The sequence below is a fragment of the Barnesiella sp. An22 genome, assembly GCF_963931395.1.
Lineage (GTDB): Bacteria > Bacteroidota > Bacteroidia > Bacteroidales > Barnesiellaceae > Barnesiella > Barnesiella merdigallinarum.
On the sequence record NZ_OZ007014.1, the window covers coordinates 3,157,566 to 3,173,289 of the forward strand.

General features: G+C 54.9%; 10 protein-coding genes. 6 read left to right on the forward strand and 4 right to left on the reverse strand.

The genetic code is table 11. The features are described from left to right. Window positions 1–26: 26 nt before the first annotated feature. The 6 genes from ABGT88_RS13160 (at window position 27) to ABGT88_RS13185 (ending at window position 11,421) form a co-directional block, all read left to right on the forward strand. Window positions 27–1,979, forward strand: coding sequence for a RagB/SusD family nutrient uptake outer membrane protein (locus ABGT88_RS13160; RefSeq protein WP_298663111.1), 1,953 nt, complete (start codon window positions 27–29; stop codon window positions 1,977–1,979). Between the two features lie 36 nt (window positions 1,980–2,015). Next, entirely contained in the window at window positions 2,016–3,116 is a 1,101-nt protein-coding gene (locus tag ABGT88_RS13165) for a SusF/SusE family outer membrane protein (protein WP_321584316.1), read from the forward strand. 90 nt (window positions 3,117–3,206) lie between these two features. Further along, complete coding sequence (locus tag ABGT88_RS13170) at window positions 3,207–4,409, forward strand: glycoside hydrolase family 76 protein (protein WP_087408941.1); 1,203 nt, start codon at window positions 3,207–3,209, stop codon at window positions 4,407–4,409. Window positions 4,410–4,428: 19 nt separating this feature from the next. Continuing rightward, window positions 4,429–6,591, forward strand: coding sequence for a TIM-barrel domain-containing protein (locus ABGT88_RS13175; protein ID WP_087408942.1), 2,163 nt, complete (start codon window positions 4,429–4,431; stop codon window positions 6,589–6,591). Window positions 6,592–6,610: 19 nt separating this feature from the next. Then, entirely contained in the window at window positions 6,611–8,677 is a 2,067-nt protein-coding gene (locus ABGT88_RS13180) for a T9SS type A sorting domain-containing protein (protein ID WP_346702566.1), read from the forward strand. 11 nt (window positions 8,678–8,688) lie between these two features. After that, a complete protein-coding gene (locus tag ABGT88_RS13185; RefSeq protein ID WP_346702568.1) occupies window positions 8,689–11,421 on the forward strand; it encodes a glycoside hydrolase family 3 C-terminal domain-containing protein in 2,733 nt (910 codons plus the stop codon). Between the two features lie 69 nt (window positions 11,422–11,490). Here the strand turns inward: ABGT88_RS13185 and ABGT88_RS13190 are convergent, their stop codons facing one another. The 4 genes from ABGT88_RS13190 to ABGT88_RS13205 form a co-directional block, all read right to left on the reverse strand. Continuing rightward, window positions 11,491–12,471, reverse strand: coding sequence for a ketoacyl-ACP synthase III (locus ABGT88_RS13190; RefSeq protein ID WP_346702570.1), 981 nt, complete (start codon window positions 12,469–12,471; stop codon window positions 11,491–11,493). 65 nt (window positions 12,472–12,536) lie between these two features. Further along, window positions 12,537–13,082, reverse strand: coding sequence for a TetR/AcrR family transcriptional regulator (locus tag ABGT88_RS13195; protein ID WP_300131439.1), 546 nt, complete (start codon window positions 13,080–13,082; stop codon window positions 12,537–12,539). Between the two features lie 169 nt (window positions 13,083–13,251). Continuing rightward, on the reverse strand, window positions 13,252–14,442 hold the full coding sequence (purT, locus tag ABGT88_RS13200) for a formate-dependent phosphoribosylglycinamide formyltransferase (RefSeq protein ID WP_346702572.1): 1,191 nt from the start codon (window positions 14,440–14,442) through the stop codon (window positions 13,252–13,254). Between the two features lie 1,045 nt (window positions 14,443–15,487). Next, on the reverse strand, window positions 15,488–15,682 hold the full coding sequence (locus tag ABGT88_RS13205; RefSeq protein WP_087409737.1) for a CDGSH iron-sulfur domain-containing protein: 195 nt from the start codon (window positions 15,680–15,682) through the stop codon (window positions 15,488–15,490). Between the last annotated feature and the right edge of the window lie 42 nt (window positions 15,683–15,724).

Here is a 15,724-nt window from a genome sequence, read left to right on the forward strand (position 1 = left end):
TAAAACAGAAAAGGAAACAAAAAATCATGAAACATACGATTGTTAAATATACATTGGCTATCATCGGGCTCTTCTCGGTTACCTCTTGTACCGACTACCTGGACAATGCGCCCGACGATATTTTGACCTTGGAAATGGTATTCAACAGTAAAAACCGTACCGAGGAGTGGCTCGCCGGTATTTACGACGGTATACCCGACCCCTATACCCCCATGATGCGTAACTACGATGCCTATGCCGACGACTTCTCGCCATCGCAAGACTGGCGTGCTTTTGCCGACTGGGACTGTATCGACAAGATTCTGGGCAACTGGACTCCCCAAAGCGAATGGAAAGGTAACTTCTGGGGCGACTTCCCCGTGCGCATCCGCAGTGCCTATATCTTCATCAACAACGTGAAGGCTCTGCCCGAGCAACAGGTATATCAGGAAGATGTCGACAACATGAAGGCCGAGGCCCGTTTCCTCATCGCCTACTACTATTACCTGCTGGTAAACACCTACGGTGCCATACCTCTGCAAACCTGGCTTACCGACGTGAATGCTCCTACCGAAGATATTCTCATCGGCCAGACTCCCTACGACGATGTCATCAACTGGCTCGATACCGAGTTTCAGGAGGTAGCCAAGCAACTGCCGGCCGTCTATACCGAAGATCGTAACTACGGTCACGCCACCTCGATTATGGCTCTGGCCATCCGCGCCCGCATGCTGCTCTTTGCCGCCAGCCCGCTGGTAAACGGCAACGACGACCCCGACTATGCCGCCTACCAGAACAACAAAGGCCAGAACATCTTCAACTCGACCTACGACCCCACCAAGTGGGAAAGAGCCGTGAAAGCCTGCAAAGAGCTCATCGACGAGGCCGAAGCCAACGGATACCACCTCTACTACGAGTATAACGAAGACGGTTCGATCGACCCCTTCATGAGCTACTCGAACATGTGCTACAAAGAGTTCAACCAGGGCAACAAGGAGATTCTCTTCCCCCGTCCCGACGTGAGTGCCGACCTCTACTCGCAACACGCCGTACCCCGTGGCTCGCGTGGCCAGGGCGGTCTGGGTGTTACCCAGGAGCTGGTCGATGCCTTCTTCATGAGCAACGGTCTGCCCGCCATTACCGGTTATGAGCCCAACGGCGAGCCCATCATCAACCAGGCTTCGGGCTACAACGAGAGCGGTTTCTCTACCGAACCCGACGTGCGGAAAACCAAATGGATCGAAGGTGACAAGGATGCCAAGAGCTCCAATACCGAAAACACGGTAGCTCCGGCCGGTACCTTCAACATGTATGTCAACCGCGAACCCCGTTTCTATGTATCGGTACTCTACAACGGTGCCTGGTATCGTCAGGACAACCGCTACGTCGACTTCTACTACATGGGCGAGGACGGACGTCCCGCATCGGGCTCGCTCTGGGATGCTCCCCAGACCGGTTACCTGCTGAGAAAACGGGTACACCCCGAGACCAACATCCTCAACTACACGATTCCCTATCGTCCCGGTATCATCTGCCGTCTGGCCGAGGCTTACCTGAACTATGCCGAGGCGCTGAACGAGTGGGATCCCTCCCAGAAAGACGAGATTCTCAAATACGTAAACCTCGTGAGAGAGCGTGCCGGCATTCCCCAATACGGTACGGGCAAGGACAGCAACGGGTTCGACAAGATTCCCGCACCGAGCGACCAGGCTGCCATGCGTGAGGCTATCCACCGCGAACGCCGCGTCGAGTTCAACTGCGAGTATGCCATCCGCTTCGACGACATCCGCCGCTGGAAACAGATCGACATTCTGCGGGGCGACTACTACGGCATGAACAAGTTCGGTACCGAGAAGAGCTGCGACAAGAACAACGAGAACGCCTACTTCAAACGTCGCGTCGAGATTACCCGCGCCTTCAGCGAGAAAAACTACTGGTTCCCCATTCACCAGAACCAGCTCGACAAGAACCCCAACCTCAGACAATTGCCCAAATGGTAAACTCTTTTTTCCGAACTCTAAATGTATAATACCGATATGAAAACAATATATCATCTATTATTCTCTCTGCTCTTTGTCTTCGCCTTTGTCGCTTGCGACAAGGACGACGACAAGGCCATCGAGAGAACCCAACTGAAACTGGAAGCCTCGGCCCAATCGGTCACGCTCAACCAGGACGCCCCCGACGACGTCATCCTCTCTTTCTCCTGGAACGAGGCTACCAGCCTGGGCCCGGAATACACCTTCGACTATCTGTTCCAGATCGACATCGCCGACAACGAATTCCAGTCGGCTACCGACGTGGTAACCCTCGGTGCCAACGAATCGGTGAGCTACACCTCGTCGCAACTCTACGACCTCATCGTCGAGAAGTGGGGTAAGACGGCCGGCGAACCGGTATCGGTCGAAGCCCGTGTAGCTGCCCGTGTCAACGGTCCCAAATTCCAATATCCCGAGATTGCCTATACCACCGTGCGGGTAACTACCTACATACCCCGCTCGCAAGCGCTCTACATCACCGGCTCGGCTACCCCTGGCGGCACCGACCTCAACAATGCCGACAAGATGACCGAGCTCTCCAACGGACGTCTCTACAACTGGAAGGGACAACTCACCGCCGGCGGATTCAAGTTTATCACCACGCCGGGCGTAGCTCTGCCCTCGTACAACAAGGGGGCCGACAACAGCACGCTCGTGAAACGCACGACCGAGAGCGACCCCGACGAGTACTTCCAGATAAGCGATCCCGGATTGTACTACATCTACATCTCGCTCAAAGAGATGAGCATCTCGTACAAGAAACTGCTCTACGAAAACCTCTACCTCGTAGGTAGCGCCACCGCCGCTCAATGGGATTTGGAAAAACTCGTTGCCATGACCCCCGACAACCTCAACCCCAACATCTTTACCTATCAAGGGGCTTTGCAGGAGGGAGAACTGAAGATTCTGGCTCAACGCGAATTCAACGGCACCACCTTCAAACCGCTCGTAGCCGACGGTTCGATCGAGAGCACCGACGTGCAGGTAACTCCGGGCGAACAACCCGACTACAAGTGGAAGATTACCGCCGAGCAGGCCGGTCTCTACAAGATTACCCTCGACACCGAGAAGATGGAAATCAAGTTTGAAAAGCAATAAATCCGGCAAACGCACCGGCTTGGGGGGAGAGAAGCACTCTCGCCGGGTCGGTGCATTTGTTTCCCAACTATTAAATCTTCAACACACATCATGAAAAGAAATTCGTTACTTCTCATCTTCCTTTTAGTGCTGCTCACCTGCTGCAAAAGCGAAGATGCTCCCATCAAAGCCATCAAGCCCAACGAGCCGGGTAGTATCAACGAAGAGTACATGAGCCGGGCCGAAACGACCTTTGCCAATATCTTCAAATACTACTGGAGCGAACGGGTTGGATTGATGTTCGGTACCTACCCCAACACGCTGGGTACGCACGACGAGCCCAACAGCCCCGACTACAACAGCCACGCCTATCTGTGGGGTCTGGGCGGCGTACTCTCGGGCTTCAACGCCATTGTGCAAAACACCGACAACGTCGACTTCCGCACCACCTACGAGAGCCAGCTCAAGCGCACCCTGCTCGAATACTACAACACCACGAAAGAGCCCATGTGCTTCGGCTGCTTCGTCAACGACCACGACGAGCGGCTCTACGACGATGCCATCTGGGTAGGCATCGACCTCACCGACCTCTACTCCAAGACCAAAGACAACTGGTACCTCGACTATGCCAAGAGCGTGTGGAACTTTGTGCTCACCGGCAAAGACGATGCCCTGGGCGGCGGTATCTACTGGAAAGAGTCGCCCCGCGATTCGAAAAACACCTGCTCGAACGCCCCGGCCGTCGTGTTGGCTCTCAAGCTCTACCAGGTGACCAACGACCCCTCGTATCTCGAGACCGGTAAAGAGGTCTACAAATGGGTGAAATCGAAACTGCAAGACCCCGCCGACTACCTCTACTGGGACTGTATCAAAATCGACGGTACCGTAGAGACCAGCAAGTTCTCCTACAACTCGGGGCAGATGCTCCAGGCCGCCGTACTGCTCTACAACGCCACCGGCGACGCCCAATACCTCACCGATGCCAAACTGCTGGCCGAGGCTTGCTACAACTACTTCTTCGAGAATTTCGTATCCAACTACTCGGGCGAACAGTTCCGCATCCTCAAGGATGGCAAGCGCTGGTTCAACGCCATCATGGTGCGCGGATTCCTCGAACTGAACAAGGTCGAGAGCAACGGCACCTACATGCTGGCCATCCGCAAATCGCTCGACCACGCCTGGAAGTACACCCGCGATGCCGAGACGGGGCTCTTCTTCAAGCAATTCAGCGGAAACGAGATTACCGATAACCCCGGCGACATTCTCGACCAGGGTGCCATTGTCGAACTTTATGCCAAACTCGCAGTAAACTAATAACTAAAAACTTTTATCCATGAATCTGAACAAACTGCTCATAGGAGCCCTGTGCGCGGCCGGAGTACTGGGTGCTCGAGCCGAAAATGTGGCCATCGCGCAATCGTCGCTTGTGGGCGAAAACATCGTCGAATTTATTCCGCAAGGCTTCGACCAGACCAAGACTCCGTCGCTCATCCTCAAAGAGGAACCCACGACTCAAGGGGCCACCCCGGCCGATTGGGAACTGGTGCCCCAGTTTACCCTGGTCGACGGCAAAGCCTGCGCCTCGCTCAGCCTCACGGGCGAAATCAGTCTCTACGGCGGCGGCGAAGTCACCGGCCCGCTGTTGCGTAACGGACAATACATCAAGTTGTGGAACACCGATACCGGGGCCTACGGTGTAGACGGCGGCAAACGCCTCTACCAGTCGCACCCCTGGGTGATGGGCGTACGCCGCGACGGTACCGCATTCGGTATCCTCTTCGATACCTCGTGGAAAGCCGAACTCACCACCAACTCCGACAAAATCGAATTCAACACCGAGGGTGCCCTCTTCCGCATCTTCATCATCGACCGCGAGTCGCCCAAGGCCGTACTCAAGGGTCTGGCCGAACTGACCGGTACCATCACCATGCCGGCCCGCTGGACTCTGGGATACCACCAATGCCGTTTCTCCTACGGCAGCGAGCAGAAGGTACGCGAGATTGCCGATAACTTCCGCAACCGCCACATACCCTGCGACGTCATCTGGATGGACATCGACTACATGGACGGCTACCGCATCTTCACCTTCAACGAGACCAACTTCCCCGACCCCAAGGCGCTCAACGAAGAGTTGCACCAAAAGGGTTTCAAGGCGGTCTACATGATAGACCCGGGAGCCAAGGTCGACGAGAACTACCACGTCTATCAGTCGGGTACGGCCAACGACGTGTGGGTGAAACGCCCCAACGGCGAAACCTACCAGGGTAAGGTATGGCCCGGCTACTGCGCCTTCCCCGACTTCACCATGCCCGAGGCTCGCGACTGGTGGGCCGACCTCTACAAGGACTTCCTGGCCAAGGGTATCGACGGCGTATGGAACGACATGAACGAACCGGCCGTGACCGACGACGACATCCCCGAGGCCGAACGCATCGGGACCATGCCCTACGACACGCCTCACCGGGGCGGCGGCAATCTGCCTGCCGGTCCTCACCTGCTCTACCACAACGCCTACGGCCGACTGATGGTCGAGGCCTCGTACGAGGGTATCATGCGGGTGAACCCCGAGAAACGTCCCTTCCTTCTCTCTCGTGCCGGCCTGCTGGGTTACCAACGCTATGCAGCAACCTGGACGGGCGACAACTGGGCCGGCTGGGACCACCTGAAACTCTCGGTGCCCATGTCGCTCACCCTGGGCCTTTCGGGTCAACCCTTCAGCGGTCCCGATATAGGCGGTTTCCTCAATAACACCGACGCCGACCTCTTCGCCAGCTGGATTGGGTTCGGCACCTTCCTGCCCTTCGCCCGCGGTCACGCCTGCGCCGGTACCAACGACAAGGAGCCCTGGGCCTTCGGCGAGGCCGTAGAGAATACCTCGCGCATCGCCATCGAGCGCCGCTACCGCCTGCTGCCCTACCTCTACACCCTCTTCTACGAGGCACACCAAACGGGCCTGCCCGTAATGGCTCCCGTCTTCTTTGCCGACCCGCAAGACCTGCGCCTGCGCAGCGAGCAACAGGCCTTCCTGCTGGGCGACAACCTGCTGGTTGTTCCGGCCTTTGCCGAGAACCCCGTGCTGCCCTACGGCATCTGGGAGCGTGTGACGCTCATCGAGGGTGAATACAGCGACAAATACCAGGCCGAGCTGAAAATCAAGGGTGGCAGCATCATTCCGGCCGGCCGGGTGGTACAAAGCACGACCGAAAACTCGTTCGAACCCCTCACCCTGCTCGTTTGCCTCGACGAGAACGGCAAGGCTCAAGGCCAACTCTACTGGGATGCCGGCGACGGCTGGGACTTCCAGTGCGGCGATTACAGCCTCATGACCTTCTCGGCCGAGAAGAAAGGCAATACCGTCGATGTAAAACTGGCCTCGAAAGAGGGTAAACGCAAAATCGAAAAAGAGATCAAAGCCGTAAACGTAGAACTCATGATGAACGGGAAAGTTTACAAAGGCTCGGGCTCTTTGAAAAAAGGCGTAACTGTAAAGCTCTAACACATATTTTTAACTTATCATGAAAGACAGAATTTGTAAATCCCTGCGACTGATGTCGCTGGGATTTACCATCTTGTCGGCTTCGTGGGTACAGGCACAGGAGGTGCTTGTATCCCTCGAGGCGGAAGATGGTATCATCACATTACCAGCAAAAGTGAAACCCACCAACGGCAGTACCATCGAAGGCCTGTCGGGCGGGAAGTATGTAGGCGACAACGACCCCGGCAGCTCGATTGTATTTACCAACGTCGAAGTCCCCGAAACCGGCACCTACGAGTTCAAGACCTACTACATGAGCATGCAGAACCGCTCGATTGCCATCAAGGTCAACAACTACTCCGAGTTCATCTCGACTGTAACCAACACCACCCCCGGGTGGGACAATCCTCCCACCAACACCATGAGCACCTATATCTACATGGACAAGGGGATGAACACCATTACCATCACTCCGCAAGGTAGCGGAGGTCCCAACCTCGACAAATTCGAAATCATTACCACCGACGTCGAACTGCCTACCCCCGGCGAATTTCCCATCCTGCTCGAAGCCGAAACGGCCCAGCTCTTCGGCAACCTGAAGGTGAAGCCCGTCGACGGCAGCTCCATAGCAGGCCTCTCGGGCGGCAAATACATCGGCGACTTCGACCTGGCGGCCAACTCATACCTGCGATTCAACGACGTGGAGATACCCGAGGAGGGGACCTACGAACTGAAAGTCTATTCGATGGGGTCGAGCCGGGCTCTCACCATCAAGGTCAACCACTACGAGAAAAGCATTATCCGCACCATCGACTCGCCCAACTGGGACAACGCTCCCACCTCGATGGTTTCGACCCTCGTCTACCTCGACAAGGGAAAGAACACCATCACCTTCGGGCTGCATGAGGACAACGGGCCCAACCTCGACAAGTTCGAGATATGCACCACGACCGAGACCATCGAACGTCCCGAGGTAGAGCGGATAGCCTATCCCTTCGACTTCACCGACGGGGCTACCATTACATCGCCCCAGAGCAACGCCACCCTCGCCCTGCTCACCGACAACGACGAGTATACGAGTTTCGTACCCGAGTCGTCGAGTGTCGAGGTAGTGGCCAAGTGCGAGGTTCCGGTACTGCTCACGGGATTCCTGCTCTCGGCCGGCATCGACAGCGAAATCGACACCGACAGCTGGAAACTGTACAGCTCGACCGACGGCTCCTCGTGGAAGGAACTCTCCTACAACACGGCGACCGACCTCGACGGAGCTACTCTCTACGAGATTACCCAAACCCCGGGCAGTGCCACCACAAATGCCGCACAATACTACAAACTCGAGGCTCAGGCCGAGGGCCTGCAGATGGCCGAATGGCAGCTCTTCGGTCTGCCCTACACGGCTACCGGCGAACAGAACTTCCCGGCCGACCTGACCGAAGGCCTCGACATCGAAACACATGTGACGGGATACCCCACCGGCGAATCGGGCGACAACTTCAGCGAGGAGTTCTACCGCCTCTTCGACCGCAACATGAGCACCAAATACTATGCCCACGGAGCCACCAGCTTCTACGTGGAGATCGAGCTCGACAAGCCCTGCACCATCGACTCGTATGCTCTCTCGAGCTCCTACGACCACCCCGACCGCGACCCCCGCAAATGGATTCTCAACGGCTATAACGAAGAGCTGGGCTGGGTAGAGCTCGACCGCCAGACCGACGCCTACTTCCCCACCCGCTACTCGACCCTCAAATACGAGGTATCCTCGCCGCTGACCTTCACCCGCATCTTGCTCGACGTGGAGGCCAACAACGGTGCCGGCGACATTCAGCTGCTCAAATTCCAGATTTTCGGCCGGGAATCCGACGGGTCGGGTATCGAGAGTATCGAAGGAGAAACGGTAACTATCGTCTCGGGGCAAGGTTCCATCGCCATACGCCAGGCCCAACCCCACCCCGTAAAATATAGCGTGTACACCCTGTCGGGCACCCTCGCCGCTCAGGGAACGACGGCCGACTCGTACCACGAAATTGCCCTTCCTGCCGGAGCCTACATCATATCGGCAGGCGACGACGCCACCACTCAAACTCAAAAACTAATCGTCAAATAAACAGCAACACCATGAAACTATCGAAATACAAATGGTCGCTGGCAGCCTTGCTGCTCTCGCTGGCCACCCCCTCTTTCGCCCAATCGTGGTTCACTCCCGAGGTTGAGAAACGGGCCGAAGAGATATTGAAAAACATGACCGTCAAAGAACGCCTCACCTACATAGGCGGTGTAGACTGGATGTACACCCGGGCCATTCCCCGGCTGGACGTTCCGGCCATCAAAATGTCCGACGGCCCGCAAGGCGTAGGCACCTGGGGCCCCTCGACCGCCTATCCCTGCGCCCTGCTGCTGGCCGCTACCTGGAACCCCGACATGGCCTATGCCTACGGGGCCGCTCTGGCCCAGGACTGCAAGGCCCGCGGAGTGAACATTCTGCTGGGACCTGCCGTGAACATCATCAGAGCTCCCTACTCGGGCCGAAACTTCGAATACATGGGCGAAGACCCCCTGCTGGCGGCCAACACCTCGACCGACTATATCAAAGGATTACAGGCCAACGGGGTAATGGGTGTCATCAAGCACTTTGCCGCCAACTTTCAGGAGTATGACCGCAACTACGTGAGCTCCAACATCGACGAGCGCACGCTCCACGAAATCTATTTCCCGGCCTTCAAATCGGCCGTGCAGAATGCCGAGGTGGGTGCCGTAATGAGCAGCTACAACCTGCTCAACGGGACCTGGACCACCGAAAACCCGTGGTTGCTCAAAGAGGTGCTGCGCCAGCAATGGGGCTTCAACGGTCTCGTCATGTCGGACTGGGGCTCGACCCACAACTGCATCCCAGCCGTGAAAAACGGGCTCGACCTGGAGATGGCCGGCAATGAAATCGAAAACGAAGAGGACCTGCGCAAATACCTCGCTACGGGCGAGATAGAGATGAGCGAAATCGACCTCAAGGTGAAACATATTCTGCAAACAATGATCGGCTTCGGCTTCTTCGACCGCGAACAGCTCGACCCCAGCATCCCCCTCGACAACCCCGAGACGGCACAGACTGCTCTCGAGATTGCCCGCGAGGGTATCGTCCTGCTCAAGAACGAGTCGGACATCCTGCCCCTGAACCCCGCCACCGTCAAACGCATTGCCGTCATCGGCAACAACGCCACCATCTATGCGGCCGGCGGCGGTAGCGGTCTGGTGCGTCCCTTCCACTACGTATCCTATTTCGACGGTCTCAAGACACTGGCCGCCAAGCAGGGCATCGAGGTGAACCTCGTCGACCTCTACGACCACATGGAGGATGTGCTCTATGCCGCTCCCGGCTCAAGCGAACACGGCCTTACCGGACAATACTACAACAACGAGAAGCTCGAGGGTACACCCGTAGCTACCCGCGTAGACCCGCGCATCGGGTTTGAGTGGACGGCCGGGACCGACCTCACCGAGGTGAACAAGAACTACTTCTCGGTAAAATGGACCGGCGAGATCCGTCCCATAGAGACCGGCGACTATACCATCATCGTGAAGGGTGACGACGGCTATCGGCTGATGCTCAACGGCGCTACCGTCATCGACGAATTTCAGGCCGGCTCCACCCGCGAAAGCCGCTACACCATGCACTTCGAGGCGGGCAAGAGCTATGCCATACAACTCGACTACTTCCAGCAGGGCGGCGGTGCCTGCATCGACCTGGCCTGGTTGAAGGCGGGCGACGAAGACCGGTTCCGCGAAGAGCTGGACAAGGCCGACGTAATCGTAGCCTTCATCGGCCACAACTCGAGCAGCGAAGCCGAGGCGGGCGACCGCTCCTTCGGGCTGCCTCAGGATGTGAAAGACCTCGTGCTGGCTGCCCAGAAAAGCAGCAAGCCAATGATTGGCGTGGTCAACGCCGGCGGTAACGTGGAGATGCAAGAGTGGGAACCCGGCATGAAGGGCCTCGTGTGGGGCTGGTACGGCGGTCAGGAGGCCGGCACGGCCATGGCCGAGGTACTGTTCGGTCTGTGCAACCCCTCGGGCAAACTGCCTGTCACCTTCGAAAAACGGTGGGAGGACAACCCCTGCTACAACAGCTACTACGACAACGGCACGAAGCAGGTAAACTTTACCGAGGGCGTTATGATGGGCTACCGCGGTTACGACAAGGCGGGCACCGAAGTGCAATACCCCTTCGGGTTCGGTCTCTCCTACACCACCTTCGAACTCTCTGACATGCAGATTGCAGAGTCGGCCGACGACGACCATCTGCTCGAAGTATCGTGCACCCTCAAGAATACCGGCTCGCGGGCCGGAGCCCAGGTGGTTCAACTCTATGTGGGCAAAAACGGAAGCAGCCCTGTGGAGCGTCCCATCCGGGAGCTGAAGAACTACCGCAAGGTCTACCTCGAACCCGATGAAGAGCAGACCATCACCCTCTACCTGACGAAAGACGCCTTCTCGTACTACGACGTGAACCGCAAGAATTTCGTAGTCGACAACGGAGATTACAACATCGAACTGGGATTCTCGTCGCGCGACATCAAACTGAAAGGCCAGGCCCAAATTCAGGTCGAGTCGGCCATCGTCCCGGTCGAGAGCCACACCGAGACCGGCAACCTCATCCCCTCGGTGGTGAAGCAGGGCGAAAAGATACGCCTGGCTCAAGGCTGTGCCTCGGAGCTGAACATCTACGACCTCACCGGTCAGATGCTCATGAAGCAAATCGACCAATGCACCATCGACACCTCGTACCTGAAGAAGGGAGCCTACCTCGCCCTCTACAAGGTTGACGAGAGGATGCACACCGGTAAATTCATCGTCGAGTAATCCTTACCTCTCTTTATATATGACGAGCCCCGAGAGCAATGCTCCCGGGGCTTGTCTTGTTTACTCATACTACACTCGCTTTATCTTGTTCTTAATTCCTATTCCGCTATACGTAAAGCCTCCCCCAAACCCCATCAGCAACAGTGTATCATCTACTCGCACCTTACGGCTCACAATCCCTTCGTACCAGGCCAAAGGGATAGACGCCGCCGAGGTATTTCCATACCGTCTCACACTGTCCAGGCAGCGCTCCATGGGAATATTCAACTGCTGGAACACCACTTCCAACATTCGGTAATTGGCACTATGAGGAACGAAAAAATCGACCTTGTCCAAGGAGAGTCCATTCTTCTCGGCCAAAGATTTCAACCCGCTCGACAAGGTCTGTATCGCCCACTTATAGACCACACGACCGTTCTGATGCAACTTGTTATTTGCCACCACAGCCTCGCCGTTAATGAAGCTTTTTTGGCTGCTCAAATACAAGTCTTTCCCAAATTCACCGTGGGTTCCCGTCAAGGGTTCCAACAGAGTATTCTCTTCAGAACGCTCAACCAATACAACCCCGGCGGCATCGCCAAACAAAATACAGGTAGTGCGGTCGGCAAAATCTGTTACTTTCGATAACGCATCGGCTCCAAAGACCAAAATCTTCCGATGTGTCCCCGCTGCAATCAGGCCCTTGGCCAAAATCAATCCGTTGCAAAAACCGGCACATGCCGAAGATAAATCGACGGCTCCGGCCTGTGAAATATTCAGCCGATCCTGAATCTGACTGGCTACATTGGGAACCACCTGATCGGGGGTCGTTGTAGCCACGATAATAAAGTCGACATCGCTTAAATCCTTATGGTAAGTTTCCGACAGGTTCTTTGCTGCCTGGGCACACATATCGCTTGTGTACTCATCGGGAGAACAGAAAAAGCGGCTCTCTATTCCCGTTCGTTCGCGAATCCACTGGTCAGAAGTCTCCAGCCGCTTTTCAAAAAAATCATTATACACTTTCTGTACAGGGTGATAAATCCCTATCGATTCAATTATGGCATTCATATTTATACTTATTAGTAAGTAAGTTTACAACGTAAAAAAATTCTATTCACAAATTCCGATTTTTCTCACAGATTCAGCATACCCTCTTGTATCGACTCATACACCCGATGACCGAGCACTTTGCTCATTTGCAAAGCCGACAACATGGTCGAGTGAACCATACAGGCCTTAATGGCTGGAGGCTCTTGAAAAGAAAACTCTCCCGCTTGCTGCCCGGCTTCCAACAACCGAGTAAGCCAATCTAGTATCAACTCTACCAACTCCTGCAACTTTTGCTGCATCTTCTCGGGCAGCGTATCGAAAGATGGAGCCAAAGCCCCTACAATACAAACCCAATGATTGGACACGAAACCATCGTGCATATGGATATAATTGTAATATTGCTCCCGATAGGTCAAGCCTCCCCAACCAGCCACCAACTGCCTGAATGCCGAAATATTACGTCGAATAATCTCTTCGCCCAAATCGCCTTTGGAAGGGAAATAGTAGTGTATGGCCGCATTCTTTATACCCAAGGTCTTGGATATGTCGGAATAGCTGAACGCATTATACCCCATAGAGCGTATAAACTCACTTCCCAAACGTACTATCGCATCTTTTGTCGTGGTCATGGCACAAAGATAAAAAATTCTACTTAGTAGTAAGTATATATTCCTCAAAAAAAATTCTCTCCATGATAAAAAAACAGGTTCCAAATATACAGAAAGTATATTCAGAACCTAAAAACTTACCCAACTCTAACCACAGGCATAAAACGCTCTCGGTATAAATAGCAGAGTTTTATCGGGGCAGAATTTTTATCTGCAGTTTCTTGTAGGCACGGTCGGCTTTGGCGCGAGCCTCCTCTACGGTATCGGCGATAGCCAGAATCACACCCAGACGGCGGTGGCCCACCACTTCGGGTTTACCGAAGATACGTATCTGCACACCCTCTTCGGCGAGTACCTGGTCGAGATTGCCGAATACCACCTTGTCGGTATCGCCTTCGACCACAATGGCACGCGAGGCCGAGGGACCGTAGAAGCGAATGCCGGGAACGGGCAGGCCCAACACGGCGCGAGCATGCAGGGCAAACTGCGAGAGGTCTTGCGAAATCATCGTCACCATACCGGTGTCGTGCGGACGAGGTGAAACCTCGCTGAAGAGCACGTCGTCGCCCTTGATAAACAACTCGACCCCGAAGATGCCGTAACCGCCCAGAGCGTCGGTAATCTTGCGGGCAATCTCCTGAGCGCGCTCCAAGGCCTTCGGCGACATGGCTTGCGGCTGCCACGACTCTCGATAGTCGCCATCGACCTGTATGTGACCGACGGGTTTGAGGAAGGTAGTCCCGGCCGAGTGGCGCACGGTGAGCTGGGTAATCTCGTAGTCGAACTTCACGAAACCTTCGACAATCACCCGACCGGCTCCGGCACGGCCACCCTCCTGGGCATAGTGCCAGGCGTGGTCTATATCATCGGCGGTACGTACGACACTCTGTCCGTGACCCGACGAGCTCATAATGGGCTTCACCACGCAAGGCATGCCTATCTCTTTCACGGCAGCTTCGAACTCCTCGCGGGTCGAGGCAAACCGATAGGGCGAGGTGGGCAAACCCAGTTGCTCGGCGGCCAGACGGCGTATGCCTTCACGGTTCATCGTCAGGTAAGCGGCCGTAGCCGTAGGGGTAACCGAGTAGCCCTCTTTCTCGAGAGCCACCAACGTATCGGTAGCAATAGCCTCTACCTCGGGAATAATGTAATCGGGGCGTTCCTCCTCAATCACTTCGCGCAGTTTCTTACCGTCGAGCATCGACAGCACGTGGCTGCGATGAGCTATCTGCATGGCCGGAGCATTGGCATATTTATCCAACGCAACCACCTCTACACCATAGCGTTGCAACTCGATTGCAACCTCTTTTCCTAACTCTCCGCTACCACAGAGCAATGCTTTTTTACCGACAGGGGTCAGTACCGTTCCAATTTCTACCATAATCTATTATGCTGTTGTATGTTTTTCTTGTACAAAGATAGTGAAAGGTGAGCGCAGAGACAAAGGAAAACCACGGGTTTTCAAATTTGGCTATGCCGAACCGACTCCTATCTTCGTGTAACAAAGATAGAGAAAGGTGAGAGTAGAGACAAACCGGAAACACAGTTTTCAAGGTTTGGCTATACCGAGCCGCCCCCTATCTTCTTCAAAGATAGCGAAAGGTGAGAGTAGAGACAAACCGAAAACACAGTTTTCGAGGTTTGGCTATACCAAGCCGCCCCCTATCTTCTTCAAAGATAGTGAAAGGTGAGAGTAGAGACAAACCGAAAACACAGTTTTCAAGGTTTGGCTATACCGAGCCGCCCCCTATCTTCTTCAAAGATAGCGAAAGGTGAGAGTAGTGACAAACCGAAAACACAGTTTTCGAGGTTTGGCTATACCGAGCCGCTCCCTATCTTCTTCAAAGATAGTGAAAGGTGAGAGTAGAGACAAACCGAAAACACAGTTTTCAAGGTTTGGCTATACCGAGCCGCCCCCTATCTTCTTCAAAGATAGCGAAAGGTGAGAGTAGTGACAAACCGAAAACACAGTTTTCGAGGTTTGGCTATACCGAGCCGCCCCCTATCTTCTTCAAAGATAGCGAAAGGTGAGAGTAGTGACAAACCGAAAACACAGTTTTCGAGGTTTGGCTATACCGAGCCGCTCCCTATCTTCTTCAAAGATAGTGAAAGGTGAGAGTAGAGACAAACCGAAAACACAGTTTTCAAGGTTTGGCTATACCAAGCCGCCCCCTATCTTCTTCAAAGATAGTGAAAGGTGAGAGTAGAGACAAACCGAAAACACAGTTTTCAAGGTTTGGCTATACCGAGCCGCCCCCTATCTTCTTCAAAGATAGTGAAAGGTGAGCGCAGAGACAAAGGAAAACCACGGGTTTTCATTTGGGCTCGGGTCGAACCCGGTCTACCCCTCTGCACTATCCATAAAAAATGCCGGCCTCTCCCTGATGAAGGATGAGGTCGGCCTCGGCCGGAAGAACCGGCAACGGCTATTTCTTGGCGTGGGAACCGTCGCAAAACGGCTGGTTGGCCGACTTGCCGCAACGGCACATGAAGGCTCGCTGCTTTACGACCATACTGCCATCGGAAAACTGGATGCGCACATGCCCGCCAATACGCAGCGGGCCACACTCGATTACTCTCACGACCACCTCGGGTTTTATCGGTACAAGGGCTTCTTTCATAGCTGTTCGTTTTTTAGTTTCTTGCTTACTAAACAGCCGATG

What these genes read in the sequence shown, in the direction of transcription:
- ABGT88_RS13160 (WP_298663111.1), top strand. Translation starts at nt 27, where the DNA reads ATGAAACATACGATTGTTAAATATACATTGGCTATCATCGGGCTCTTC.
- ABGT88_RS13165 (WP_321584316.1), top strand. Translation starts at nt 2,016, where the DNA reads ATGAAAACAATATATCATCTATTATTCTCTCTGCTCTTTGTCTTCGCC.
- ABGT88_RS13170 (WP_087408941.1), top strand. Translation starts at nt 3,207, where the DNA reads ATGAAAAGAAATTCGTTACTTCTCATCTTCCTTTTAGTGCTGCTCACC.
- ABGT88_RS13175 (WP_087408942.1), top strand. Translation starts at nt 4,429, where the DNA reads ATGAATCTGAACAAACTGCTCATAGGAGCCCTGTGCGCGGCCGGAGTA.
- ABGT88_RS13180 (WP_346702566.1), top strand. Translation starts at nt 6,611, where the DNA reads ATGAAAGACAGAATTTGTAAATCCCTGCGACTGATGTCGCTGGGATTT.
- ABGT88_RS13185 (WP_346702568.1), top strand. Translation starts at nt 8,689, where the DNA reads ATGAAACTATCGAAATACAAATGGTCGCTGGCAGCCTTGCTGCTCTCG.
- ABGT88_RS13190 (WP_346702570.1), bottom strand. Translation starts at nt 12,471, where the DNA reads ATGAATGCCATAATTGAATCGATAGGGATTTATCACCCTGTACAGAAA.
- ABGT88_RS13195 (WP_300131439.1), bottom strand. Translation starts at nt 13,082, where the DNA reads ATGACCACGACAAAAGATGCGATAGTACGTTTGGGAAGTGAGTTTATA.
- purT (WP_346702572.1), bottom strand. Translation starts at nt 14,442, where the DNA reads ATGGTAGAAATTGGAACGGTACTGACCCCTGTCGGTAAAAAAGCATTG.
- ABGT88_RS13205 (WP_087409737.1), bottom strand. Translation starts at nt 15,682, where the DNA reads ATGAAAGAAGCCCTTGTACCGATAAAACCCGAGGTGGTCGTGAGAGTA.